Source organism: Neptunomonas japonica JAMM 1380, from assembly GCF_016592555.1.
GTDB lineage: Bacteria > Pseudomonadota > Gammaproteobacteria > Pseudomonadales > Balneatricaceae > Neptunomonas > Neptunomonas japonica_A.
In genome coordinates, this window is record NZ_AP014546.1 from 1 (window position 1) to 24882 (window position 24882).

The 24882-nt window shown below is 43.9% G+C and carries 20 protein-coding genes; 9 read left to right on the forward strand and 11 right to left on the reverse strand.

Annotated features, from left to right (window positions below; all coding sequences use genetic code 11):
* Window positions 1–300 precede the first annotated feature (300 nt).
* The 4 genes from dnaA to gyrB are packed head-to-tail and all read left to right on the forward strand — an operon-like array spanning window position 301 to window position 6518.
* The gene (gene dnaA, locus NEJAP_RS00005) at window positions 301–1812 is read left to right on the forward strand and encodes a chromosomal replication initiator protein DnaA (RefSeq protein ID WP_201348705.1); all 1512 of its coding nucleotides are present in this window, start codon (window positions 301–303) and stop codon (window positions 1810–1812) included.
* 28 nt (window positions 1813–1840) lie between these two features.
* Complete coding sequence (gene dnaN, locus NEJAP_RS00010) at window positions 1841–2944, forward strand: DNA polymerase III subunit beta (RefSeq protein ID WP_028468232.1); 1104 nt, start codon at window positions 1841–1843, stop codon at window positions 2942–2944.
* 47 nt (window positions 2945–2991) lie between these two features.
* Window positions 2992–4083 carry a DNA replication/repair protein RecF gene (gene recF / locus NEJAP_RS00015; RefSeq protein ID WP_201348706.1) on the forward strand — a complete coding sequence of 364 codons (1092 nt, stop codon included), beginning with the start codon at window positions 2992–2994 and terminating at the stop codon, window positions 4081–4083.
* 14 nt (window positions 4084–4097) lie between these two features.
* Window positions 4098–6518: a DNA topoisomerase (ATP-hydrolyzing) subunit B gene (gene gyrB / locus NEJAP_RS00020; protein ID WP_201348707.1), complete on the forward strand. Its 2421-nt coding sequence runs from the start codon at window positions 4098–4100 to the stop codon at window positions 6516–6518.
* Window positions 6519–6657: 139 nt separating this feature from the next.
* Here the strand turns inward: gyrB and NEJAP_RS00025 are convergent, their stop codons facing one another.
* Complete coding sequence (locus NEJAP_RS00025) at window positions 6658–7668, reverse strand: GlxA family transcriptional regulator (protein WP_236591004.1); 1011 nt, start codon at window positions 7666–7668, stop codon at window positions 6658–6660.
* An 83-nt stretch (window positions 7669–7751) separates the two neighbouring features.
* Between NEJAP_RS00025 and NEJAP_RS00030 the strand changes: the two genes are divergently transcribed.
* Window positions 7752–8000, forward strand: a complete 249-nt coding sequence (locus tag NEJAP_RS00030; protein ID WP_201348709.1) for a DUF1272 domain-containing protein — start codon at window positions 7752–7754, stop codon at window positions 7998–8000.
* A gap of 62 nt (window positions 8001–8062) precedes the next feature.
* Here NEJAP_RS00030 and nhaA read toward each other — a convergent pair whose 3' ends face one another.
* A complete protein-coding gene (gene nhaA, locus NEJAP_RS00035) occupies window positions 8063–9472 on the reverse strand; it encodes a Na+/H+ antiporter NhaA (RefSeq protein ID WP_201348710.1) in 1410 nt (469 codons plus the stop codon).
* 103 nt (window positions 9473–9575) lie between these two features.
* Window positions 9576–9983, reverse strand: coding sequence for a Rap1a/Tai family immunity protein (locus tag NEJAP_RS00040; protein WP_201348711.1), 408 nt, complete (start codon window positions 9981–9983; stop codon window positions 9576–9578).
* Window positions 9984–10167: 184 nt separating this feature from the next.
* Between NEJAP_RS00040 and NEJAP_RS00045 the strand changes: the two genes are divergently transcribed.
* Window positions 10168–11106 carry a LysR family transcriptional regulator gene (locus tag NEJAP_RS00045; protein WP_201348712.1) on the forward strand — a complete coding sequence of 313 codons (939 nt, stop codon included), beginning with the start codon at window positions 10168–10170 and terminating at the stop codon, window positions 11104–11106.
* Between the two features lie 42 nt (window positions 11107–11148).
* Here NEJAP_RS00045 and lysA read toward each other — a convergent pair whose 3' ends face one another.
* Window positions 11149–12408: a diaminopimelate decarboxylase gene (gene lysA / locus NEJAP_RS00050; RefSeq protein WP_201348713.1), complete on the reverse strand. Its 1260-nt coding sequence runs from the start codon at window positions 12406–12408 to the stop codon at window positions 11149–11151.
* Window positions 12409–12615: 207 nt separating this feature from the next.
* Between lysA and NEJAP_RS00055 the strand changes: the two genes are divergently transcribed.
* Window positions 12616–13035, forward strand: a complete 420-nt coding sequence (locus tag NEJAP_RS00055; protein ID WP_201348714.1) for an Lrp/AsnC family transcriptional regulator — start codon at window positions 12616–12618, stop codon at window positions 13033–13035.
* Between the two features lie 504 nt (window positions 13036–13539).
* On the opposite strand, the gene NEJAP_RS00060 is transcribed toward NEJAP_RS00055, so the two are convergent.
* A complete protein-coding gene (locus NEJAP_RS00060) occupies window positions 13540–14469 on the reverse strand; it encodes an AraC family transcriptional regulator (protein ID WP_201348715.1) in 930 nt (309 codons plus the stop codon).
* A gap of 146 nt (window positions 14470–14615) precedes the next feature.
* Between NEJAP_RS00060 and NEJAP_RS00065 the strand changes: the two genes are divergently transcribed.
* Entirely contained in the window at window positions 14616–15515 is a 900-nt protein-coding gene (locus NEJAP_RS00065; protein WP_201348716.1) for a DMT family transporter, read from the forward strand.
* Window positions 15516–15604: 89 nt separating this feature from the next.
* Here the strand turns inward: NEJAP_RS00065 and glyS are convergent, their stop codons facing one another.
* Window positions 15605–17656, reverse strand: a complete 2052-nt coding sequence (gene glyS / locus NEJAP_RS00070) for a glycine--tRNA ligase subunit beta (RefSeq protein WP_201348717.1) — start codon at window positions 17654–17656, stop codon at window positions 15605–15607.
* A complete protein-coding gene (gene glyQ / locus NEJAP_RS00075) occupies window positions 17656–18621 on the reverse strand; it encodes a glycine--tRNA ligase subunit alpha (RefSeq protein WP_201350397.1) in 966 nt (321 codons plus the stop codon). The genes glyS and glyQ overlap by 1 nt, the downstream gene beginning before the upstream one ends.
* 224 nt (window positions 18622–18845) lie before the next feature.
* Here glyQ and NEJAP_RS00080 point away from each other — a divergent pair, with 224 nt between their 5' ends.
* The gene (locus NEJAP_RS00080) at window positions 18846–19742 is read left to right on the forward strand and encodes a lysophospholipid acyltransferase family protein (RefSeq protein WP_201348718.1); all 897 of its coding nucleotides are present in this window, start codon (window positions 18846–18848) and stop codon (window positions 19740–19742) included.
* 2 nt (window positions 19743–19744) lie between these two features.
* Here NEJAP_RS00080 and NEJAP_RS00085 read toward each other — a convergent pair whose 3' ends face one another.
* From NEJAP_RS00085 to fmt, 4 genes are read right to left on the reverse strand one after another with little or no spacing between them, the layout of a single operon-like run.
* Window positions 19745–21193, reverse strand: a complete 1449-nt coding sequence (locus NEJAP_RS00085; protein WP_201348719.1) for a TrkH family potassium uptake protein — start codon at window positions 21191–21193, stop codon at window positions 19745–19747.
* A 15-nt stretch (window positions 21194–21208) separates the two neighbouring features.
* The gene (gene trkA, locus NEJAP_RS00090; RefSeq protein ID WP_201348720.1) at window positions 21209–22585 is read right to left on the reverse strand and encodes a Trk system potassium transporter TrkA; all 1377 of its coding nucleotides are present in this window, start codon (window positions 22583–22585) and stop codon (window positions 21209–21211) included.
* A gap of 17 nt (window positions 22586–22602) precedes the next feature.
* Window positions 22603–23901: a 16S rRNA (cytosine(967)-C(5))-methyltransferase RsmB gene (gene rsmB, locus NEJAP_RS00095; protein ID WP_201348721.1), complete on the reverse strand. Its 1299-nt coding sequence runs from the start codon at window positions 23899–23901 to the stop codon at window positions 22603–22605.
* On the reverse strand, window positions 23898–24857 hold the full coding sequence (gene fmt / locus NEJAP_RS00100) for a methionyl-tRNA formyltransferase (RefSeq protein WP_201348722.1): 960 nt from the start codon (window positions 24855–24857) through the stop codon (window positions 23898–23900). Before fmt ends, rsmB begins: the two co-directional genes overlap by 4 nt.
* Window positions 24858–24882 lie beyond the last annotated feature (25 nt).

Consider the following 24882-nt stretch of genomic DNA (forward strand, 5'->3'; position numbering starts at 1 on the left):
TAGTCAGGAAACAAATAAAATTGTATAAAAATGTTCATAAGCTATTATTTCATTATATAACAACAAGTTATCCTGTTAATAAGTTATTATATATCATGTTGATTTGCTGTTTGTAAGTCATAAATAGTATAAAAAACATACAATTATTTGTATGTTGGTGTTCATATTATAATATTTACTTAAGTTATGAATATTTAGCATTGCTGTGTGGATAAGTGCTGTGGATCACTGTAGAATAGCGGCTATATAACAGTAACTTATGCTGTTTTCAGTGCGAATCATTATTTTTGCGGAGAGTTTATGTCGGGAGATTTGTGGGAACGTTGTTTGCCTAGCTTGCAAAGTGAGTTCCCTGCCCAGCAGTATAATACTTGGATTCGCCCATTAAGTGCCGATGAAAGCCAAGATTCTGTTGTGGTTCTTCTTGCTCCCAATCGATTCGTTCGTGATTGGGTTAATGATAAATTCCTCTCTCGTATTCGCCAAGTTGTCAGTGATGTATCCGGCGATATTAGTATTGATGTACGTGTTGATATTGCAGCGATATCTGCCGGCGCTTCTCAAGGACGGCGGATGCCTCCAAGGCCTCGCCCTACTTCGCCGCCACCCGTGTCAGCTTATGTGGAGCCTGCGCAAACAGAATATGAGCAAGCACCACCAATACCTCGTAAAGAAGTAAGCACTCACTCTGCTCCTGTTGCAGTTATACCAGCTCCGCAGCTTGAGTTGGACGTGGGTGTTTCTGAGCCGGGAAGAACGATCGATGTAAATGTTGAGGGTGGCTTGCGTCACCAATCAAACTTGAATAGAGCATTTACGTTTGAGTCCTTCGTTCAGGGTAAATCTAACCAGTTGGCATTAGCCGCCGCACAACAAGTCGCAGACAACCCAGGTGGTGCTTATAACCCACTCTTTATATATGGTGGTGTTGGTTTAGGTAAAACCCATTTAATGCATGCTGTTGGTATGGAGATGCTGCGTCAGAACCCTAACGCTCATATTGTTTATCTGCATTCTGAGCGCTTTGTTGCTGATATGGTTAAAGCATTGCAGCTAAACGCCATTAATGACTTTAAACGTTACTACCGTTCTGTTGATGCCTTGTTGATAGATGATATTCAGTTTTTTGCAGGCAAAGAGCGCTCCCAAGAAGAATTTTTCCACACCTTCAATGCGTTGCTTGAAGGTGGCCAGCAGATGATTCTGACTAGTGATCGTTACCCTAAAGAGATTAACGGTGTTGAAGAACGTTTAAAATCACGTTTTGGCTGGGGCTTAACAGTGGCTGTTGAACCACCGGAATTAGAAACACGCGCCGCTATCGTCATGAAGAAAGCGGCTGAGGCAAAAATTGTATTGCCAGATGATGCTGCTTTCTTCCTTGCACAGAAGATTCGTTCTAATGTTCGTGAGCTTGAAGGAGCGCTTAAACGTGTCATAGCGAACGCTCATTTTACAGGTAATGCAATAACTACGCCTTTCATTAAAGAATCATTGAAAGACTTACTGGCATTACAGGATAAACAAGTTAGTATTGACAATATTCAGCGTGTGGTCGCGGAGTATTATAAAATTAAGATATCCGATTTGTTATCTAAGCGCAGAAGCCGCTCGGTAGCACGTCCACGTCAGGTTGCGATGAGCATCTCTAAAGAACTCACTAATCACAGTTTACCTGAGATTGGGAATGCTTTTGGTGGTCGCGATCATACGACAGTGTTACACGCTTGCCGTAAAATCAAAGAGTTGCGGGAAAGCGAACCGGATATTAGAGAAGATTATCAGAACCTGCTACGTCATCTGACGGCGTAGTACCGGAGCGGAATAAAGGTAGATTGCCATGAAATTCGTTATTTCACGTGAAGCACTAATTAAACCGCTGCAATTGGTAGCGGGTGTGGTGGAGCGTCGTCAGACACTTCCAGTGTTGTCCAATATTTTATTGGTTGCTGAAGATCATAAACTGTCGATGACAGGGACCGATCTTGAAGTTGAGCTGGTTGGTTGTGTGATGCTTGATGAACCCGCAGAGCCGGGTTCTATCACCGTGCCAGCGCGTAAGCTTATGGATATTTGTAAATCACTTTCTGATGATGCACAGATTGAAATGACGCTTACTGGCCAAAAAATGATTATTAAATCTGGTCGCAGTCGCTTTACGCTGTCTACCTTGCCAGCTGTTGAGTTTCCAAATGTTGAAGATAGCCCGCAAACATTTGACCTGACTTTGTCACAAGGACAATTGCGTTACCTGATTGAGCAAACGGGTTTCTCGATGGCTCAACAGGATGTTCGTTACTACCTAAATGGTATGCTCTTGGAGATTGCTGACGGCTCATTACGTACGGTAGCTACTGATGGGCACCGTTTGGCAACGAGCGTTGCTAGTGTTGAAACGGATCAACAAACGGCTCAACAGATTATTGTTCCTCGTAAAGGGATTCTAGAATTGGCGCGTTTGCTTCAACATGGCGATGAGCCGCTTAAGTTAGTCGTGGGTGCTAATCATATTCGTGCTCATGTAGGTGATTTTATCTTCACCTCTAAGTTAGTTGATGGGAAGTTCCCAGACTACCAGCGTGTTATTCCTCGTAACGGGGATAAATACGTATTGGGTGATCGCCAAGCCTTGCGTAAAGTGTTTAGTCGTATCGCGATTCTCTCAAACGAGAAGTACCGTGGTGTTCGTTTGACGTTGACCAGTGGCTTCTTGCAAGTAATGGCCAATAACCCAGAGCAAGAGGAAGCAGAAGAAACTATCGCTATCGATTATGAAGGTGACTCTCTTGAGATCGGCTTCAATGTTAATTACTTGCTTGACGCGCTATCTATCCTAAATTCTGATGTGGTTCGTTTTACCCTGTCTGATTCTAATAGCAGTGCATTAATCGAAGGCTATGATGAAGAGGGTAACCTCTACGTTGTCATGCCGATGAGAATGTAAGATAGGATGACTTGTGTGGAGTCGGTTTCGGCTTCACGCTACACTTTATGCCAATCAGATCCCTTTCTGTTAAGAAGATACGTAATATCGATGCCGTATCTTTTGAGCCTTCAGAGCGTATAAATATCATTTATGGTGCTAACGGCAGTGGTAAAACCACTCTGCTTGAATCTGTGCACTTTCTTGGTCTCACGCGCTCTTTTCGAACGAATCAGTTTCGTTATTTGGTCACTTCTTCAGAGAGAGAGTCGCTGGTCTTTTCGAAAATAGATGCCGCGGGGAATGGTCAGCTAAAACCATTGGGTGTTAGCCGTGGTTTAGATGGTGATGTTGCCATACGTTTTAACGGCAATAGCATTGATTTATCTGAGCTTGCCTCCCTTGTTCCGCTTCAATTGATTAATACCGATACCTTTGAGTTACTGGAAGGTAGTCCGGGAACAAGACGTCAGTTTATAGATTGGGGAGTGTTTCATTCAGAGCCCGTGTTTATTCAACTGTGGCGTGCTTTTAAACGTGTATTACAACAGCGTAATTCTTTGCTGAAGTGTGGTAAAATTGATCCTGTTTTGCGGCAAGTATGGGATCAGGAATTTATTCAGTATGCTGAGCAGTTAACTAGCATGCGTGAACACTATATTGAGCAGTTAAAACCAGATTTTGAAGAGATTTTATTAAAGTTGGTCGGTGACTTATCGATCACACTTAAGTTTTCTGCTGGATGGGATCAAAAAAGGCCTCTGGATGAACTGTTAGCAGAAAATTTATCCAGAGATCTTAAGCAAGGATTCACCAGTATCGGCCCCCAGCGGGCGGATTTAAAAGTTAAATCTGAAGGTATTAGTGCTGCGGAACGTTTATCCCGTGGACAGAAGAAGCTCGTTGTCAGTGCACTAAAACTAGCACAGGGAGCGCTGTTTCATCGTTTAAGTAATAGAGCCTGTGTTTATCTGATTGATGACTTGCCGTCTGAATTGGATAAACACCATAGCCGTTTATTTTGTGAATTTTTAGAACAAACTAATAATCAATGTTTCATCACCTGTGTTGACCCAGAATCCTTAAGTCGATTTTGGGAGCCCGATACAGCAGTGGCCTACTTCAATATTGAAGCAGGCCAATTGGTACAAACACACTGAGTCAGGAGAATACCATGAGTGGCGAAGAGCAAAATTACGATTCCAACAGTATTAAGGTCCTTAAAGGGCTGGATGCGGTTCGTAAACGCCCTGGGATGTACATAGGTGACACAGATGATGGAAGCGGTCTGCACCACATGGTTTTCGAGATTGTAGATAACTCAATCGATGAAGCCCTTGCAGGCCACTGTAGCGAGATTAGCGTCATCATCCATCCAGATGGAAGTGTTTCTGTTTCAGATAACGGCCGTGGTATTCCTACGGGCATACACGATGAAGAAGGTGTCTCTGCAGCAGAAGTCATCATGACGGTTCTGCATGCCGGCGGTAAGTTTGATGACAACAGCTATAAAGTATCCGGTGGTTTGCACGGTGTAGGTGTATCTGTTGTAAACGCCCTATCCTCTGAGTTGAAACTAACAGTACGCCGTGATGGTAAAGTACACGAGCAGGTTTATGTTCATGGTGTACCGCAGGCGCCGCTTACTATTGTGGGTGAAACTGAGCAATCCGGTACAGAAGTACGATTTAAGCCGTCAGAAGAAACATTCACGAATGTTGAGTACCAGTTTGATCTCTTGGCTAAACGTTTACGAGAGCTATCTTTCCTTAACTCAGGCGTACGTATTGTTCTGACGGATGAGCGCAGTGCTCGCCAGGATATCTTCGAATATACAGGCGGCTTAAGCTCGTTTGTAGAATTTCTTAACCAGAACAAAACCGCTGTCAATAAAGTGGTTCACCTCACCGGTATGCATGAAAATGGTGTCGGCGTTGAAGTGGCTTTGCAGTGGAACGATAGCTATCAAGAAAGCCTGCATTGTTTCACGAATAACATTCCACAACGTGATGGCGGAACGCATCTTTCAGGTTTTCGTGCGGCATTAACACGCTCGCTTAACTCTTATATTGAGAGCGAAGGTTTAAACAAGGGAAGTAAGGTTAGCACTTCGGGTGATGATAGCCGTGAAGGCTTATGCGCTATTATTTCGGTGAAAGTCCCTGATCCTAAATTTTCTTCACAGACCAAAGACAAACTGGTCTCTTCAGAAGTTAAAACCGCCGTAGAGCAAATGTTTGCTCTGCACTTCTCGGATTATTTACAAGAAAATCCACAAGAGTCTAAATCAATCGTTAATAAAATGATTGAAGCGGCACGAGCACGTGAAGCGGCACGTAAAGCGCGTGATATGACACGCCGTAAAGGTGCTCTAGACATCGCAGGTTTGCCAGGCAAGCTAGCAGACTGCCAAGAAAAAGATCCAGCCCTTTCAGAACTTTACCTAGTAGAGGGTGATTCAGCGGGTGGTTCGGCTAAGCAAGGTCGTGACCGCCGTACACAAGCTATTTTGCCGTTGAAAGGTAAAATTCTAAACGTTGAAAAAGCACGTTTTGACAAGATGCTCTCTTCAGTAGAAGTGGGCACGCTGATTACTGCATTGGGTTGTGGTATTGGCCGTGATGAATACAATCCAGATAAGTTGCGCTACCACAGTGTCATTATTATGACCGATGCCGACGTCGATGGATCACACATTCGTACCTTGTTGTTGACCTTTTTCTTCCGTCAAATGCCAGAATTAATCGAGCGTGGTTACATTTATATTGCTCAACCGCCTTTGTATAAGATCAAAAAAGGTAAGCAAGAGCAGTACCTAAAAGATGACGAAGCACTAGAAAGCTACTTACTCCAAGGTGCACTTGATAATGCCAGTTTCCATGTGCATGAAGGGGCTCCAGCGATTACTGGTGCCGCGCTTGAGGCGCTGATTAACCAATACCGTGGTGTAGAGAAGCACATTGATCGTCTGTGTAAACTTTACCCACCAGCAGCCCTTACGCAAATGATTTATCAATCAGTGCTAAGTGTTGATGACCTAACTAACTCTGAACTTGTTGAGAGCTGGTTAAAAACGCTGGTAGAAGCATTAGAGAAGCAAGCTAGCGTCAGTGAGCGTTATGAGTCTGAATTAGTGTACGATAAAGAGCATAGTGTTTACTTACCTAAGATTGTGCATATCAATCACGGTGTAGATACTAGTTTTGTTTTTCGTAGGGACTTCTTCTCATCACGTGAATACGCATCAATTGCAGCGCTAGCGACTGAGCTACATGACCTACTAGAGCCTGGCTCGTTTGTTAAACGAGGCGAGAGAACTTTCCCTGTTACTTTCTTTAAAGAGGGTATCAATTGGCTACTAGAGCAATCTAAGCGTGGTAACTCTATACAGCGATACAAAGGATTAGGTGAAATGAACCCAGATCAGCTGTGGGAAACGACAATGGACCCTGATGCTCGTCGCATGCTACAGGTAACCATTGAAGACGCTATTTCAGCTGATCAATTGTTTACGACACTGATGGGTGATGAAGTGGAACCTAGACGAAATTTTATAGAATCCAATGCGTTACATGCTACGAATGTGGATGTTTAGCTTTAAAAACCTCTAGAGTTTAAATATTAAAAGCAGCCGATTGGCTGCTTTTTTACTTTCAGTAGCATTAGGCATTCTTCTGTCATACTCGTTTTCTTTCTGCTTCATATAGAGCTGGTTGACAATATTTGTCAGTCGGCTAAGACTCAACGGCGTTAAAAGGAAGGTATCTTACCTTAAAGCGCTTTTCATAGTCACTGGGTGTTACTTTTATCAACCGGACAAAGGATCGTCTCATCCCCTCTTCGTTGCCAAAACCACACTGCTTGGCGATAACTTTTATTGATATCTTCCCATTTTCTAACATAGTACGTGCTGCTTCTACGCGCATCGCTTCAACTGCTTTAGCTGGGGTTTGCTTTGTTTCAGCAACATACAGCCGCGCAAAGTTTCGAGCACTCATTAACGCTTGATTTGCTAAGGTTGAAACACGAAGGTCTTGATCAAGATTACAGCGCATCCATTGATGAAGACTATCGAAACGCCCGTTACCATCCGCAGTCTGTACTTTTAAAGCTTCGCTGAATTGTGATTGCCCTCCGGGTCGAACAACGTAGGTCACTAATGATCGTGCTAAATAGAGTGCAGCTGACCTACCTAAATCATCGCAGACCATAGCTAATGCCATATCAAGCCCGGCAGTAACACCTGCAGAGGTCCATACATTACGATCGTTAATAAAGATGGGTTCCGGCTCTACTTTTATATCGGGGTACGATGCGCCAAGCTCCTCACAAGATTCCCAATGAGTAACCGCGCGATAGCCTTTGAGTAAGCCACATGCCGCTAATACAAAGGCGCCGCTGCATATTGAGCCTATTCTTTTTGATTTAGACGCTAGTTCAGTGATACTTGCTAAAAGGTCAGTGTTTTGGCTAGCTATTCTCGCGCCTAAGCCCCCGACAACGATTAGAGTATCAATATGTTGCTCTGTCCACTCCAATATAGGCTCAGTGGACAGTGAAACAGGGGTGTCAGAATTAATCGAGTTGCCGTCTAGAGATAAAATAACGGTTTTATATACCGCAACACCTCTCTCATCCAAGGCGTCTGTAAAGACCTGTAGAGGGCCTGCAAGGTCAAGTAGCTTGATATTTGGATACACTATAAAGGCAATGATAGGCCGTTGTTTATTGTATTGAGATAGCATGGCAGTAAATGAGGTTATTGTGGCATTTTTGCCAAAAATAAAATTGCTATTCTAAACATCAAGTCACTGAATAGGAAACAGGAATGCTTATTTTAAAACCAAACTGCGAATGCTGTGATGTTGATCTGCCTCCGGAAAGCCTCAACGCTAGAATATGCAGCTTTGAGTGCACTTTTTGTAATGATTGTGCTGATGTAAAGTTTGACGGAGTATGCCCAAACTGCGGTGGTGGGTTTGTACCGCGGCCAATACGGCCGATTAGACACCTAGAGAAGCACCCAGCATCAAGGGTGCGTTTCAATAAAATTCATGCGGAATGTTTTAGCAAATAACGTATAAAAAAACCGCTCTTATTGAGCGGTTTTTTGTTTATTCTTAGATGTTACTTCAAGGCCTAATGATGAAGCGTTTCAGGCTCTAATTCTTGACCCTCATCTTCGGTGTGCGTTTTTTTAGACGTTAGATAAAGCCACGTAAATCCGACTAAGCCTGCGGTGAGTGAAGCAAATAGAATCCCCGTTTTAGCCATCAGTAAGTCTTGAGGGTGGTTTACAAAGCCCAATTCGGCGATAAAAATAGACATGGTGAATCCTATTCCGCCCATAAATGAAACACCAATAATATGGTTCATATTGAGGCCTTTAGGAAGCTCGCTTACTCCCAATTTTACAGCAGCCCAGGTGAAGCCAGCGATCCCGATTAGCTTCCCGAATACTAAGCCTAAGCCTATACCCATAGCTACGGGGTGAGATAAAACGCCACCAATATTGCCAAAGTCTATAGGTACGCCTGCATTGGCAAGCGCAAAAATAGGGATGACGAGATAGGCTGATGAAAGATGTAGTTTGAGCTCAAGGGTTTGAGCTGGTGCTTGTACTAGATTAACACCATTACCAAGCGCTCGGACACGTGAGCGTAGAGCATCATTAACGAGTATATTTTCATTCTTTTTAAAGGCTGATTTTATTTTCTCTACACCTTCCTGAATTTGAGAAAGGAAGCGCTTTGGATCATATTTGGGCTTCATGGGAATAGTAAAGGCCAATATAACCCCTGCTAATGTGGCATGAATACCGCTCTTTAGCATGGCTATCCACAGGATGATGCCTATGAGTATATAAGGTAGTAAGGTGCGCACGCCTCCTAAGTTGAAGCAGACTAAAATGAAAATTGAGAACCCAGCCAACATTAGTGCTGTTATGTTGAGGCTTTCGGTATAAAAAAGCGCAATGACTATTACCGCACCCAAGTCATCAACAATAGCTAGAGCGACAAGAAACATCAGAAGACTTTGCGGAACTCTATTGCCTAATAACGCTAAGGCTCCTAACGCAAATGCTATATCCGTGGCCATTGGGATGCCCCATCCATCGAGGGTATGGCCGCTTGGGTTGATGGATATATAAATCAAAGCGGGAACTAGCATTCCGCCAACAGCAGCAATAATTGGTAGCAATGCCTGTTTCACATTGGCAAGCTCGCCCACTAGAAGCTCACGTTTTAACTCCAGTCCTACTACAAGAAAAAATATGGCCATGAGGCCGTCATTGATCCAGTGGTGCAGTGATTTTGATAGCTGGAAATTTTCTAGCCCAATAGTGAAATAGAGCATAAAAAAGTCATGATAGTGATGAGCCATCGAACTGTTGGCAATGAACAGAGCGATAACAGCACAAAGCATCAGCAAAACACCACTGGTCGTTTGTCTGTGAATAAATTCATCTATGGGTGAGAGCACCTTGTCAAATGCTCGCTCCCAAGGCGCTATGTATTCTTTCCCTAAAAGCCTGCGCTTGCGCTTCATTATGATCTCCCTCTGAGATTTAGCTCAAACTGTATAAAACTCACAAAAGACGTATGTTTAATTATTTCGCGCAAGATTTCACCTATTTATTGCCAATTAGCACTTATGACTGCTGGCAAGGATAAAGATTTCGTAAAGCCAGATAAACAGAGCTGGCTTTTTGTAAGTCTTTGCTACTATTCGCGCTTTTAACTTCTTTAATAATAGCGCTTATTACCGTTTTTTCTGAAGTTTCTTTTGGGATACAAAAACCGGCATAGTATGTGGCTGGTACAGCGGCTTGGCGCTCACCTACACGAGTTTTGAATGCCCTTTTGAAAAAGTCTGATGGCTCATCGTTTTTAATATAAGTATTAAACCGTTTAATAATTACACGGTCGGTCAACTGCGCCCCAGCTAAAAAACCGGCAACATAGCTACTATCTATATCATCATTTTGTATATTTTCTGCAAGTAAAGCTGGGGAAAACAAACAAGCCAATATTGTGAAGATGTGTGCAAATTTTTTCATTATTTCACCTCAGGTGTTAAATGACGAGATTACTGACATTATCGTTGACTGCTTTTCTCTCAACTTGAAAAACTGGAATGCTAGAAAGAGCGATAGAATTATTATGTGGTGCTTTTTATATAGATAGAAATTGATATTAACTATGTTATAAATAGATAATAATCTATGTTTTGGGTCGCTTTTTATGGCTAAGTTACACTCCCGGATTGGAACATTCCGGCAATTAGAGATTTTACTGGCTGTCTACCAGACGGGATCAATCACCGCTGCTTCGAAAAAGTTGTTCTTAACGCAACCGACAGTGTCTATGCAGCTTAAAAAACTGTCTGATGCGGTAGGAGTACCTATCTACAATCATGTAGGGCGTAAGCTAGTATTTACACAGGCTGGCTTAGAAGTTATCAACAGTGCTCGTGATGTTTTAAATGGGATCGAGCGGCTCGAAATGAAGCTATCCGATATTCAAGGGTTGAAGGCGGGCACATTGCGTTTGGCGGTTGTTACTACTGCAAAATATTTTATACCGCACCTATTGGGGGAGTTTTTAAAGCTCTATCCTGATATTGATATAAATTTTAAAGTTGGTAACCGTCAGCAGATCATGGATCGGTTAGCGACAGGTGAGGATGACTTCTATGTTTTCAATCACCCACCTGAAAGTTCTACGCTGCATTTGCATGAATTTTTACCGAACCCTTTGGTAGCGATTGCTCAAAAGAATCATCCGCTTGCTAATGAAAAAAGTATTCCGTTAGAAATTTTTGCTGATCAGCCGTTTTTGATCCGCGAGGCAGGGTCTGGAACTCGCCATGCAATAGAGCAGCACTTTTCACAGCATGGGATTATACCAAATGTGAGGATGACCATAGAAAGCAATGAAGCCATCAAGCATGCGGTGATGTCTGGCCTCGGTGTTTCTATTCTCTCCAGCCATACGCTTGCGTTTGGCGGTAGTGGCGGCTTGGTTGTGCTGGACGTACAGCAATTACCTATTACAACTAAGTGGTATCTTGCAAACTTACAGGTTAAAAAGCTGTCTGTCGTTGCACATACATTTTTTGAGTATATAACAGCTTATGAAAGAGAGAGCATGCTCTCGCAGATGCAGGAAAAGTATAAGTAAAAGCAGCCCGGCGGCTGCTTGTTTATTAAGAGTGATGTAACCTTACTGCTCATATTCTATGAGTTGGGCTTGCGTGATCTCTTTACGAATAACCTGCATTTCAGTACCGCTAACCAGTAGCTCCGGTAGAATACTTCGGCTGTTATAAGCCGAACTCATCACAGCCCCATAAGCACCCGTGCAGAGAAAAGCAACGAGCTCTCCTGCTTTCAGTGATTTACTTAGTGGGTAGTTTCGCGTAAAGGTATCAGTGCTTTCGCAAATAGGGCCGACAATGTCATAGTGACGCATTGCAGAGTCGTTATTAGTGTCGGTTGATACAATCGGATGCGATGCTTGGTAGAGTGCCGGCCGCATTAAATCGTTCATAGCTGCATCAAGAATTAGGAATGGGTTGGGCTGTGCTTCTTTGATGTAGGTTATACGTGAAACCAACACACCCGCATTGGCGACTAAAGAGCGCCCTGGTTCAACGATAATACGGCCTTTAAAGCCGGCTGTAGAGCGCGCTATATCTTGCGCAACTGATGATAAATCTAAGTGTGCTCCATCTCCATAATCGACGCCGAATCCCCCTCCTAGATCAAGGCTGTTAATAGAAAAGCCCGCTTCTTCAAGTTTTGCTGTCAGAGCCATCAACTTATCAATTGCTTGGGAGTAAGGAGCAACGCTTTGGATTTGTGAGCCTATATGCATTGCTAACCCATTTAACTTTATCCAAGGGTGGTCTGCATAGCGCTGATAGAGAGATAAGGCCTGTTCTATTGTGATGCCGAATTTATTCCCTTTGCTACCTGTGGTTATGTTTTTATGAGTATCGACTGCTACATCAGGATTAACCCGAAGTGCCGCGTTAATTGGTCTCGCATGTTGTGTTGCCAACGTAGCGAGCATTTCCAGCTCCTCTACTGACTCAACATTGAACTGACCAACACCTGCATGAATAGCCAACGTGAATTCGGCTGCCGTTTTACCTACCCCAGAAAATATCATTGATTTCTCAGGTATACCGGCAGCTTGAGCACGCAGTAGTTCTCCGCTAGATACGAGGTCAACGCCTAACCCTTGGTCGGCTATTAGCCTTAAAATACTTAGATTGCTGTTAGCTTTCATCGCATAGTGGATATCAATACTATGGGGCTGGAACGCTGTTTGGCAGCGATGGATATTGGATAAGAGTTGGGCTTTAGAGTAGCAATAAAAAGGTGTATTAACCTTTGCCGCAATCGACTCGATACTACATGCTTCGATGTGCAGCTGGCCTTTAGTATAGATAATATGTTCAGTGAGTGGCGGTGTCATTATGAAGACCTATATGATGGTAAAAGACGTTGTCGATGTATTTATAAGATTACGAAAATAGGCCTTTGAGTACTGCTGCCAAATACGCCGAATTTGCTGTTAAAGTGACGTTATTTCAGTAAAAATGCCGTGAATAGAAGCAATTTATCAGTCGAGATGATTTGTGCTGTTCGTTTGTGAAAACATGAAAGTAATGAGAGAGCTGTAATGGATAAATTTGACAGCGCCATCCTTGATCTTCTTGCAAAAAATGCTCGGCAGCCATTGGCTGCAATAGGTGAAGCTATTGGCCTATCACGTACAGCGGTTAATGACCGTATTCGTAAGCTTGAGAGCCAAGGAGTGATCTGTCGTTACACGATTGAGAGAGGAGATACGCAAGAGCAGCAAAGCGTATGTGCTTATTTTGAGCTGACGTTTAGGCCTTTTGATCTCCCGACAGTTAAGAAGGAGATAAAAGCGATTGTAGAAGTCCGCCAAGCACACGCGTTGAGCGGAACAACGGATGTATTGGTGTTTGTAGAGGCACGATCAATGGAGCGTTTGACTCAGGTCCGCCAACAGCTAGCAGAATTACCGCAATTAGAAAAAATTGTTACTTCCACAGCGCTAGAACAATTAGTTTGAAACATAAACACGGCTCCATGGTTTCGTATTCTACTTAACAATATTAAAGTTAGAACGAGACTATAGCCTGTTAGCTGTATCAATAAGTGAATTACCCTAATATCGTGGCGCGGAACGCTATTTGGCTAATAATACATGCCAGTAGAAATGTATTATTTTTTATGTGCTAAGGAGAATGTTTAAGGGAGGGCTTGCCTCTCTTATGCACTATCACAATATTATAGTTGAGCTTCAGTTGATTCAGCTGGAGCGACTAAACCTGCCAGTGCAACTGTTATGCTATAAGCACTAACTAAGTTGTTATTACCCTTTCCCAAATGTGCTTGTACAGAAGAGCCCAAATCCGATAGTGGGCTATTGCACACCTCTCTAACCGTAACCGAGCCTCATTACTAAAAGTGGTAAGCTCTCTTCTAAGTGACAGGCTTGCTCGGTGAATTCATAAAACCCTAAGATGGAGAGTTTCGCTTGTTAAGGTGTTTTTTCTACTGGTATTACTATGAGTCACTCGCGTACTAGTTTGCGATATTGAGCGGGGGTTATACCAACATACTGCTTGAAGGTACGACCAAAATGGCTTTGGTTACTGAAGCCACATTGTAGCCCTATACCGCTTAAGGATGTCAGCTCCTCTTCATGCTGCGAACGGATCAGTAGCTCTTTAGCATGCTCAACTCTTCGCTGGGTAAGGTACTGGTGGGGAGTGCATGCCATGCTCATTCGGAACATTCTATTAAAATGAAAGGGGCTGAGTTGTGCTACGCCAGCAAGTTCTTCTAATGATACAGCCTCTCCTAATCTGCTGTGAATATATTCAACGATACGATTACGCACAGCTGTTGTTAAGCCCCCACGAAATAACTTAGGCGCAGTGCCTAGGCGCATGTGTTGTTTGAGTAAGTGCAGCATTATTGCTTCGCTACCCTGCTGCAACGCTAGGAAGTCACTACTGTCTTTCCAGTGCAGTGACAGCACTTCGTTATGCAGTATTTGTACTAGCTGCGGATCATTTACATAGGTTAAATCGGGCAACTCTATACAGCGTGGATCTAAGTCGAAAGCAGTGATGGCGAGCTTGCGAAGAGCATCGTCGCTGAAGTACAGGTGTATGAACTCGAGATGACTTTCAATTTCCCATTTTGAGTCATGTCCAACCGGGAAAAGGCAAACACTACCTGGCTCTCCTCTAAGTTGTGGAAGGTCGCATCGGCGCACCTGCGAGCCACCACCTTGCAGGTAAATACTGAGTGTATGATGATTAAGGTTTTGGTAGGTCACACGATCCCAGTCGTTAGCCCAGTGAGCAAAACTAAGACCCCCAGGTAGGTTGCAGATATTACGCTGTATAGCATTCGAAGCTGCTAGTGTGTCATCCACCCTTCTGGATGGCTGCTTATAGGGGCTATGTTCTCGTGCGGTTATTATCTGCGTCATGGTTTTAGTCTATCACCAGTGTTTGTCAGAGTATTTGCTAATTGAGGCGTTCCTGTCAGCTAACCGCAAGATAAGAACAAAATAGCAAGATCGTGATATCTGCTCTTAGGTATAAGTTTTAGCATGCCAGGTCTTAGGAGAAAGCCATGAATGCATTTTTATATTTAAACACGGTACTAATTTGGGGTTCGACGTGGATAGCTATCCATTGGCAGGCAGGTGATGTGCCGGTACTCGCGTCAGTATTTTATCGCTTTGCTATTGCGGGTGTAGTGCTGCTGCCGTTGCTCTACTTGCTCCGACGTGTACAAACCACAACGCGAGCGGATCACGGCTTTATGCTGCTGCAAGGTGTATGTTTGTTCTCAATGAACTTCGTCTGTTTTTACATAGCAAGTCATACTATTGCGAGTGGGCTGTTGTCAGTTATTTTCTCTGCTGCCACCTTGTTTAATGCAATGAATAGTCGTTTTTTTTGGGGAGAACGCCCCTCTTCTGAAGTTTTTTTCGCAGGCATTTTAGGCGTGTTTGGACTTTGCTTAATGTTTTGGCCTGAGCTTAGCCATAGTGGTTTTGACGTATCTGATTTGAAAGGAATTGGTTTGGGGCTATTGGGTACCTACCTTTTCTCATTAGGAAATATGATTTCCTTGAGGCACAGCAAGCGAGGACTGAAGCCGTTAACAAGTAATGGTTATGCAATGATCTATGGTGCACTCTTTCTTGCCGGCTTGATATGGATTACTGGTACGCCTTTGATATGGGATTCGAGTTCTCGTTATGTCTGGAGTCTGCTGTATTTGGCTATGATTGGGACGGTTGTAGGCTTTACTGCTTACTTGTCTTTAGTTGGCCGTATAGGCGCTAACAAAGCAGCCTATGCGACTGTCATGTTTCCTGTTGTCGCGCTTAGTCTTTCGACCGTTTTTGAAGGCTATGTGTGGAGCCTTGGCAGCGTGGTTGGCTTATTATTGGTTTTGTTAGGCAATGGTTTAATACTGGGTGTTCGTTTACCTAGTCTTGGTTTTTTAAATAATAGTGCTTAAGCCTAATGTTTCACGTGAAACACTGTAATAGCAGACAATAAAAAACCGGCCTAAGCCGGTTTTTTTATATACAGTAAACTAGGTATTGTTTAGCTGTTCAGTAATGAAATATCTGCAGTACGTAAGAACAAAGCACGAAGCTTGGCAAGAATCGCTATGCGATTATTACGAACATTAATATCTTCATCCATAACCATTACAGCATCGAAGAACGCATCAACATCAGTCTGAAGTGTAGCTAGCTCAGCAAGTGCCTGAGTATAGTTACCCGCTTCAAATAGTGGCTGTATACGATTTTGCAATGCATCAACACTGTTGTTTAGCGAGACCTCTTCGGCTTGAGTAAGCAGAGACGATTCGACAGACGCAGATTCGCTGGCTTCATTTTTTGCAAGAATGTTAGAAACACGTTTATTCGCAGCAGCCAGTGATGCGGCTTGTGGCAATGCCTTAAAGCTATTTACAGCGTTAACACGCTTATCAAAGTCTAAAGGTTGTGTTGGACGAACAGCAACAACGGCAAGGTAGCTATCAATAGAAACCCCTTTGTCTTCATACCATGCGCGTAAGCGTTCTAGCATAAAGTCCGTTACCTGCTTCGTTGCAGTATCTGCAGCGGGTAAATCTTTATGTAAAGACACTGCCTTAGCCACCACATCTGTTAGGTCGAGGTTTAATTCACGTTCAATGATAATGCGAAGGATACCTAGTGATGCGCGACGCAGTGCGAATGGATCTTTAGAGCCTGTAGGTGGCTGCTTGATACCAAACAAACCAGTCAATGTATCTAAACGATCCGCCAAAGCAACAGCAATACCGGCATTGCTTGCAGGTAGTTCGTCCCCAGCAAATTTTGGAAGATATTGCTCGTTGATAGCTGTAGCCACTTCGTTAGCTTCACCATCATTCAATGCGTAGTGATAACCCATGAGGCCTTGGAGGTCTGTGAATTCAAATACCATATCACTAAGTAAGTCACCTTTTGAAAGGTACCCTGCTCTTTTAGCATTATCTACATCAGTGTTCAGAAGCTCTGCTATATAGCCTGCCAGCTCAGAAATGCGCTTTGCTTTATCAAGTACAGTGCCTAATTGGTTTTGAAAAACTACGCTAGATAGCTTTTCCACACGTGACTCAAGTGTAGTCTTCTTATCTGTTTCAAAGAAGAATGCAGCATCAGCTAAGCGAGGACGAATAACTTTTTCGTTACCTGCGATTACCTGTTGTGGGTCTTTAGACTCAATGTTAGCAATCGTAATGAAGTAAGGCATCAGGCTGCCTTCACTGTCTACTGCATGAAAGTACTTCTGGTTTTCTTTCATGGATAGAATGAGTGCTTCAGGAGGAACATCAAGAAAGCGCTCTTCAAAGCGGCCTGTGAGTGCGACTGGCCACTCGTTGAGGGCCGTAACTTCATCAAGCAGTTCAGGGTCGATTTCTGCTGTTCCACCAATATCACTGCCTGCTTTAATGATCTGCGCTTCAATTTTAGCGCGTCGTTTTGCAAAATCAGTAATGACATAGCCTGGTGATAGTAGTTTTTCTTCATACTCGGAGGCTGCCATCAACTCAATTTCTTGGTTGTAATGGAAGCGATGGCCGCGTGTTTTACGTCCTGAAGTCACACCCAGAATTTCAGCTGGAACTACTTCATCTCCAAATAGTATTACTAACCATTTAGATGGTCTTACGAACTCAATGCGGCTCGCACCCCAACGCATACGCTTTGGAATGGGTAGTGCATTAATTGAATCTTGTATAAAGCTAGGCAACAACGAAATGGTTTCGCTACCCTTTTCTGTTGCGCGAAATACAAAGTAATCACCTTTGTTAGTCTCAAGAACCTCAAGCTCGCTAGCCTCAATACCACAAGAGCGAGCAAAACCATCTATGGCTTGCTGAGGTGCTTTACAAGATGGGCCTCGTTTCTCAACAGCGGTATCTGGTTGTTGGCTGCTCAATGCAGAAATTTTAACGGCTAAGCGGCGCGGAGCAGCAAATGAACTGACTTCTCCAAAGCTAATGTTAGCTTTAGTCAGGGCATCAGTAATACCTTTGGTAAAGGCATTAGACAGGTTTTTGAGGGCCTTCGGTGGCAACTCTTCAGTACCGAGTTCTACCAGGAAATCACGAGCTGTCATTACTTATCCTCCTGATGAGCGGCTAATATTTCGTTGCGCAATGCTTCAGGCGCTAACGGGAAACCAAGTTCTTTACGCGTGTTATAGTAGCCTTGTGCAACTCCGCGGGCTAAAGTTCTAACGCGTAATATATAACGCTGTCGTTCTGTCACTGAAATGGCATGACGAGCATCAAGCAGGTTAAATGTATGAGAAGCTTTTAGAACTTGCTCGTAAGCTGGTAGTGGTAAATTGACTTCAAGAAGCTTGTTACATTCTGCTTCGTAGTGATCAAAATTCTCAAAAAGCTTTGGAACATCGGCGTGTTCAAAGTTGTAGGTAGATTGCTCTACTTCGTTTTGGTGGAAAACATCGCCATAGGTCACCACGCTGCCGTCTGGGCTTTTTGCCCAAATGAGATCATAAACGCTATCGACGTTTTGCAAATACATGGCAATACGTTCAAGGCCATAAGTGATTTCACCTGTAACGGGATAACACTCTAGTCCGCCGGCTTGTTGAAAGTATGTGAATTGCGATACTTCCATTCCGTTAAGCCAGATTTCCCAGCCTAAACCCCACGCACCTAATGTTGGTGATTCCCAGTTATCTTCCACAAAGCGCACATCGTGAATCAGTGGATCAACACCAACACGTTGCAGCGATTCCAAATACAGCTCTTGAATATTATCTGGTGAAGGTTTCAGTGCAACTTGGAATTGATAATAATGTTGCAGGCGGTTTGGGTTCTCACCATAGCGGCCGTCTGTTGGACGACGGCTTGGTTGAACGTACGCTGAGCGCCATGTCTCTGGCCCTATTGCACGCAAGAATGTAGCAGGATGAAATGTCCCCGCGCCCACTTCCATATCCAGAGGCTGGATGATAACGCAGCCCTGTTCAGCCCAATAGGTTTGGAGTGCCAGGATCAATCCCTGGAACGTACTTACATCCGGAGTCACATTGTCCGTCACGGAAACCACCATTTTGAAATAGAATGAAAAATTTAGCGCTAAATTATACACCATTGACTCTGTTTTTCCTTTTCAAAAGACAGGTCGTCGGGCTGAAATCATCTAAGTCAGTGGTTTCTTATTAAATGTAAGCGTAGGTCATGTAGTAATCAGGACTAATTAATTATGAATTCCTCTTTTATTAAATTTTTTGAATAGGATTATATATAATGTCATTTTTGTTTTGAGGGCGTGCAATGAAGCACTTAAAAGCGATTCTCGCTATTTTAGTATTAGGGTTGATGTCATTACTTCCATTAAAGTGGGCCCAGTCATTAGGTGCTTTTATTGGTAAGCGCTCATCAAAAAATCATGACTCAAACTTGTATCGTATTACTAAGATTAATGTTGATCTGTGCTTTCCTGAATTGTCTCCTGAACAAAAAGAGAAGCTTATTGCTACCAGCCTTATTGAAACTGGTAAGACATTTTCAGAGATGGGTATGTCTTGGTTATGGCCTCCCGCACGCTCTCTTAAAACTATTAAGCAAGTTAATAATGAGTCACTTGTTGAAGAGAGCTTGTCGCATGGTAAGGGCGTTATTCTAATTGCTCCTCATCTGGGTAACTGGGAAATTCTTAATTTATATTTGTCTGGTCGTTATACTTTTACGGCTATGTATCGTCCCCCCAAACTAAAATTGATGGACGATATGATTAAAAAGATGCGTGCACGCCTAGGTACAAAGCTTGCTGCAGCTGATGCTTCAGGTGTCAGGATTGTTATGAAGGCACTTAAGCGAGGCGAAATGGTTGGAATATTACCTGATCAAGAACCGGCTATCGGTGGTGAGTACGCTTCGTTTTTTGGGAATTCTGCATACACTATGAAGCTGCTACCGCAACTCGCTAAACAAACAGGGGCTAAAGTTATCTGTGGTTATGCCGAGCGTTTGGGAAATGGAGAAGGTTTTAATCTTCATTTCATAGAGGCAGACCCGTCTATCTATGAGAAAGATCTGTCTGTCGCAATTGAGGGGATGAATCGCTCAGTAGAGCGCTGCGTTAGAGCGCTTCCTGAGCAATATCAGTGGGAGTATAAACGCTTCGATCATCAGCCTGACGGCGTATTAAGGCCCTATCGGAAGCGCTAAGACTAGCGCTTCCAGAATGCTGGGGTAAAGAGAACCAGCAGTGTAAATACTTCTAAGCGTCCTAGCAGCATGGCAAAGCAAAGGATCCATTTTGCTGTTTCGTTTAGGTTGCCATAGTAAACAGCAACGTCACCCAGGCCTGGCCCTAAGTTGTTAAGTGCAGCACCAACAGCAGACCATGCTGTGACTTGATCAAGCCCTGTTCCTAGTAGTGCAATCAGCATGATGATGAATACGATCAGGTAGACTGAGAAAAAACCCCATACTGCCTCTAGTACGCGATCAGAGATGGGCTTATTGCCAAGCTTTACGGGTATTACTGCATTGGGGTGTACTAAGCGCATGATCTCTCGGTAGCCTTGCTTAAGGATAAGCAGTACGCGAATTACCTTCATCCCACCGCCGGTAGAGCCTGCACAGCCTCCAGCAAATGCTGCAACAAACAACATAAATGGCAACATGACAGGCCAGTGCGCAAAGTCTGCTGTTGCAAAGCCTGTTGTTGTAGCTATCGAAACAACCATGAAAATAGACTTTCGCATAGAATCAATGGGTGCGTATGTTTCTGTGCTAACCAGTACGAGCATTGTGATTAATGTTACGGCAGCCAATATGCTGACATAAAATTGAAACTCAGGATCTTGGAAGTAATGTAGTATGGTTTTTTGACGCCATGCAAAGAAGTGCAAACTGAAATTTACGGCAGAAATCACCATAAAGAAGATGCAAATTGCTTCGATAACTGAGCTGTCAAAGTAACCAATACTCGCATCATGAGTTGAAAAGCCACCTATTGCTACCGTTGAGAAGCTATGGCCTATGGCATCAAACGGTGTCATGCCTGCGGCCCAGTACCCTAGAGCGCAGGCAATAGTGAGCGATAGGTAGATATACCAGAGTGCTTTTGCTGTTTCGGTGATGCGTGGTGTTAGCTTGCTGTCTTTTACCGGCCCTGGTGTTTCTGCTCGATATAGCTGCATGCCACCGATCCCTAACATCGGAAGTATTGCAACGGCGAGTACGATGATACCCATGCCGCCTAGCCATTGAAGTTGCTGGCGGTAGTAAAGTATTGATTTTGGGAGGGCATCGATGCCGGTTATGACGGTTGCCCCGGTGGTAGTTAAGCCTGAAAGCGACTCAAAAACTGCGTCAACAACCGTTAGGTGTGGGCTTTGTGACAGTATTAATGGGACGGCCCCAAACATACCTAGTACTACCCAAAAGAGTACTGTTATGAGAAACCCATCTCGTGTTCTTAAGTCTTGGCGTACACGATAAACCGGAAGCCATATGAGAAACCCGGTGGTTATGGTAATCGCAAAGGCGCCCACAAAGGCATAGTCATGGCCATCATCATAGAATAATGAAACGGCGATTGGCGGCAGCATAGTTATGCTGAATACCATTAAAAGTATGCCTAAAATTCTTAGTATAACGCGATAGTGCATAACGAGTTCTCAGGGTTAGAAGAATGCGAGGCCGACTTGGAATAGCCGCTCTACTTCGCTAATGCGTCGTTTATCAACTAAAAATAAGATGACATGATCCCCATTTTCAACGATAACATCATCATGTGCGATTAATACTTCATCGTTTCGCACGATAGCCCCAATGGTAGTTCCAGGAGGAAGGTCAATATCTTCAATTGCACGCCCCACTACTTTTGAGCTGCGCTTGTCACCATGAGCAACTGCTTCTAAAGCCTCAGCTGCACCACGGCGTAAAGAATGAACTGCAGCTACATCACCACGCCTTACGTGAGTAAGTAGAGCGCCAATGGTGGTTTGCTGTGGTGATATAGCAATATCGATGACACCGCCTTGAACAAGGTCGACATAAGCAGGGTTGTTGATGAGCGTCATGACGGTTCTTGCACCAAGGCGTTTAGCAAGCATTGAAGCCATTATGTTGGCCTCATCATCATTCGTTAATGCGCAGAATACATCGGTGTCTTCGATGTTCTCTTCCAGCAATAACTCTTTATCTGAGGCGCTGCCATTCAAAACAATCGTGTTGTTCAGTGTGCGTGCCAGTTGGTTGCAACGTTGCATGCTGCGTTCAATAATTTTGACTCGAAAATCAGACTCTATATTACTGGCCAAACGCGCCCCAATATTACCTCCGCCGGCAATAATGATTCGCTTGTAAGGGTTGTCTAAACGGCGTAGCTCACTCATCACTGCTCTGATATCTTTCTTGGCAGCAATAAAAAACACTTCATCATCAGCTTCGATAACAGTGTCACCTTGAGGAATAATTGGTTTACCTTGTCGAAAAATTGCGGCGACTCGGGTGTCGACTGCTGGCATGTGGGTGCGCAAGTAAGCTATTTCTCTCCCTACGAGAGGGCCTCCATAGTAGGCCTTAACGGCAACGAGTTGGGCTTTGCCATCAGCAAAGTCGAGCACCTGTAGTGCGCCGGGTTGCTGGATCAGTCGCTTAATATGTTGAGTTACTAGTTGTTCTGGGCTGATGAGTACATCAATAGGCATAGCCTCTTTATTGAAAAGTAGCTTGTCTTGTTCTAGATAATCATGAGCTCGTACGCGTGCTATCTTGGTTGGGATATTAAATAGAGTTTGCCCTATTTGGCACGCTACCATGTTTACTTCATCACTGTTGGTTACCGCAATCAGCATATCTGCATCTTGAGCTCCCGCTTGTGCTAAAGGGCCTGGGTAGGATGCGTTACCTTCCACGGTGCGGATGTCCAATCGGTCTTGTAGCTCACGAATTCGATTGATATCAGTATCGACAATCGTAATGTCATTGGCTTCGTTTGCTAGGTTTTCTGCAAGTGTGCCGCCAACCTGGCCTGCTCCTAGAATAACTATTTTCATCCGCTTTTCCGCTAAAGTTAATCGTCAGCTTTTTTTAGACTTGCGTAGAAGAATCCATCATGGCCATTTGGCTGAGGGAAAAGTTGTCTTCCGTATGGTCTTTCTACACCCCAGCTTGCATCAATAGGGAGGTGGCTAGCATCTTCGTGTTGTTTTAAGAAACGTTCGATGAGACGTTCGTTTTCTTGAGGGAAAATTGAACAGGTCGCATAAACTAACGTTCCGCCACTCTTTAGCATGTCCCATAAATTATTAAGAATTTTCAGCTGAAGGTTTGATATAGCTAAAATTTCTTCTGCTTTACGCAAGACTTTAATGTCGGGGTTTCTACGAATAACACCCGTTGCGCTGCATGGAGCGTCTACTAGAATCTTGTCGTACTGAGTAGCATCCCACCATTCATTCGTTGATGCGTCACCGATAATGAGTCTTGCATTAAGCCTAAGTCTTTCAAGGTTTTCATTAATTCTTTGGGCACGTTTTTCAGATATTTCTAACGCATCAACAGTAATGCCTTTTACTGACTCTAATAAATGGCATAATTTTCCGCCGGGAGCTGCACAGGCATCGAGGATATGTTCGCCCTCTTTTGCTGCTAATAACGATGTACTCAGCTGAGCAGCTTCGTCTTGTACGCTAACATTGCCCTCATCAAATCCTGGTAAATTTGACACATCGATGGGTACGGCAAGCGTGATACCGTGTTCAGAATAAATACATGGGCTTGCACTAATATCCATATCAGCCAAAATGGATAAGTATGTTTCACGTGAAACATGCTGCTGATTTACACGAATGGTCATTGGCGCTTGCTGATTATTTTGCGCCAGAATCTCTTGCCAAAAATGTGGCCAATTATGTTTAAGTTTTTCTATAAACCAACTCGGGTGATTAAATAAGAAAACTGGCTCGTCATATAAGGTCTCAATGATCTGATCTTTTTCTCTGTCAAAGCGTCTAAGTACGGCATTAAGAAGCCCTGTAACTCTCATTGCATCAAGCTGGTGCGCCGCTTCAACTGTTTCGCTAATGGCTGCATGTGCAGGGATTCGCATCTCTAGCAACTGATAAAGGCCCACGAGTAGTAATGCGCGAATGTGAGTGTCAGATTTACGAATCGGCCTTTCAAGCAACGCGTCAGCTATGAGCTGTAGTTTTGGGTAGTTTCTAGTGGTACCAAAGCATATTTGCCTAAGTAGTGACTTATCTTTTTCATCACACTGTTGCAGTGAATCAGCTAAGGACTGCTTTAATGAACCTCTTTCTTCAAGCAGAGGAGCTATGGCGAGAGCGGCTAAGCCACGAACGTTAATCATATGCCTAATTGTGCTCCTATAGAGAAGAGCTCTTTACGAGAGTTAAGTACATCTCTGGTCGCTAGAGGCTTGCCTCCCGGTAGTTGAAGGCGAGTTATACCTAGTGCAGTAGCGTTGCCACAAGCAATAATGATGCGGTCTTTGTGTGTTTCTATGATAGTGCCGGGTTGTGCGCTAACATTCTCTATTTCTGGTTGAGGAGTAGCGCTTAATATCCGCAAGTTGCCGTCACCTAGAGAAGTGTAAGCAATGGGCCAGGGTGAAAGCCCCCTCACCTGCTTATCGATTACCTTTGCAGAGTTTGACCAGTCGATCAGCCCTTCTTCTTTTGTTAGCTTGTGCGCATAACATGCATCAGCGTCATCTTGCTTAAGAGGCTTGAGTTGGTTTGCTTGAATCAACTGCAGTGTTTCAATTAAGGCGTTAGCGCCAAAGGTAGCTAAGCGGTCATGTAAGCTGCCACTGGTGTCATCTGCTAAGATGGGACAAGTGTTTTTGAATAACATGTCTCCGGTATCCAAACCTTCATCCATCTGCATAATTGTTATGCCGGTCTCTGTATCGCCTGCCAGAAGTGAGCGGTGAATAGGAGCTGCGCCGCGCCATCTTGGTAATAATGATGCATGCACATTAATGCACCCATGCTTGGGCGCTTCTAAGACAGCTAAAGGCAACAATAACCCATAAGCAACGACAACCATGAGGTCAGCATTAAGTGATGCTAGCTCCGCCTGTTCTATCTCCCCTTTAAGGCGTTGAGGCTGGTACACCGGAATATCATGCTCAAGCGCAAGTGATTTAACGGGACTGGCTTTAAGCTTACGGCCTCTACCTGCTGGGCGGTCGGGCTGAGTGTAAACGCCAATAACATCATGTTCGCTGTTAATCAGAGCCGCTAGGCTACTCGCTGCAAAGTCGGGTGTGCCAGCAAAGATTATTCTTAAAGGTGTTGTCATTAGGTGTCCATAAACAAAAACAGGC

What these genes read in the sequence shown, in the direction of transcription:
- dnaA (WP_201348705.1), top strand. Translation starts at nt 301, where the DNA reads ATGTCGGGAGATTTGTGGGAACGTTGTTTGCCTAGCTTGCAAAGTGAG.
- dnaN (WP_028468232.1), top strand. Translation starts at nt 1,841, where the DNA reads ATGAAATTCGTTATTTCACGTGAAGCACTAATTAAACCGCTGCAATTG.
- recF (WP_201348706.1), top strand. Translation starts at nt 2,992, where the DNA reads ATGCCAATCAGATCCCTTTCTGTTAAGAAGATACGTAATATCGATGCC.
- gyrB (WP_201348707.1), top strand. Translation starts at nt 4,098, where the DNA reads ATGAGTGGCGAAGAGCAAAATTACGATTCCAACAGTATTAAGGTCCTT.
- NEJAP_RS00025 (WP_236591004.1), bottom strand. Translation starts at nt 7,668, where the DNA reads ATGCTATCTCAATACAATAAACAACGGCCTATCATTGCCTTTATAGTG.
- NEJAP_RS00030 (WP_201348709.1), top strand. Translation starts at nt 7,752, where the DNA reads ATGCTTATTTTAAAACCAAACTGCGAATGCTGTGATGTTGATCTGCCT.
- nhaA (WP_201348710.1), bottom strand. Translation starts at nt 9,472, where the DNA reads ATGAAGCGCAAGCGCAGGCTTTTAGGGAAAGAATACATAGCGCCTTGG.
- NEJAP_RS00040 (WP_201348711.1), bottom strand. Translation starts at nt 9,983, where the DNA reads ATGAAAAAATTTGCACACATCTTCACAATATTGGCTTGTTTGTTTTCC.
- NEJAP_RS00045 (WP_201348712.1), top strand. Translation starts at nt 10,168, where the DNA reads ATGGCTAAGTTACACTCCCGGATTGGAACATTCCGGCAATTAGAGATT.
- lysA (WP_201348713.1), bottom strand. Translation starts at nt 12,408, where the DNA reads ATGACACCGCCACTCACTGAACATATTATCTATACTAAAGGCCAGCTG.
- NEJAP_RS00055 (WP_201348714.1), top strand. Translation starts at nt 12,616, where the DNA reads ATGGATAAATTTGACAGCGCCATCCTTGATCTTCTTGCAAAAAATGCT.
- NEJAP_RS00060 (WP_201348715.1), bottom strand. Translation starts at nt 14,469, where the DNA reads ATGACGCAGATAATAACCGCACGAGAACATAGCCCCTATAAGCAGCCA.
- NEJAP_RS00065 (WP_201348716.1), top strand. Translation starts at nt 14,616, where the DNA reads ATGAATGCATTTTTATATTTAAACACGGTACTAATTTGGGGTTCGACG.
- glyS (WP_201348717.1), bottom strand. Translation starts at nt 17,656, where the DNA reads ATGACAGCTCGTGATTTCCTGGTAGAACTCGGTACTGAAGAGTTGCCA.
- glyQ (WP_201350397.1), bottom strand. Translation starts at nt 18,621, where the DNA reads ATGGTGGTTTCCGTGACGGACAATGTGACTCCGGATGTAAGTACGTTC.
- NEJAP_RS00080 (WP_201348718.1), top strand. Translation starts at nt 18,846, where the DNA reads ATGAAGCACTTAAAAGCGATTCTCGCTATTTTAGTATTAGGGTTGATG.
- NEJAP_RS00085 (WP_201348719.1), bottom strand. Translation starts at nt 21,193, where the DNA reads ATGCACTATCGCGTTATACTAAGAATTTTAGGCATACTTTTAATGGTA.
- trkA (WP_201348720.1), bottom strand. Translation starts at nt 22,585, where the DNA reads ATGAAAATAGTTATTCTAGGAGCAGGCCAGGTTGGCGGCACACTTGCA.
- rsmB (WP_201348721.1), bottom strand. Translation starts at nt 23,901, where the DNA reads ATGATTAACGTTCGTGGCTTAGCCGCTCTCGCCATAGCTCCTCTGCTT.
- fmt (WP_201348722.1), bottom strand. Translation starts at nt 24,857, where the DNA reads ATGACAACACCTTTAAGAATAATCTTTGCTGGCACACCCGACTTTGCA.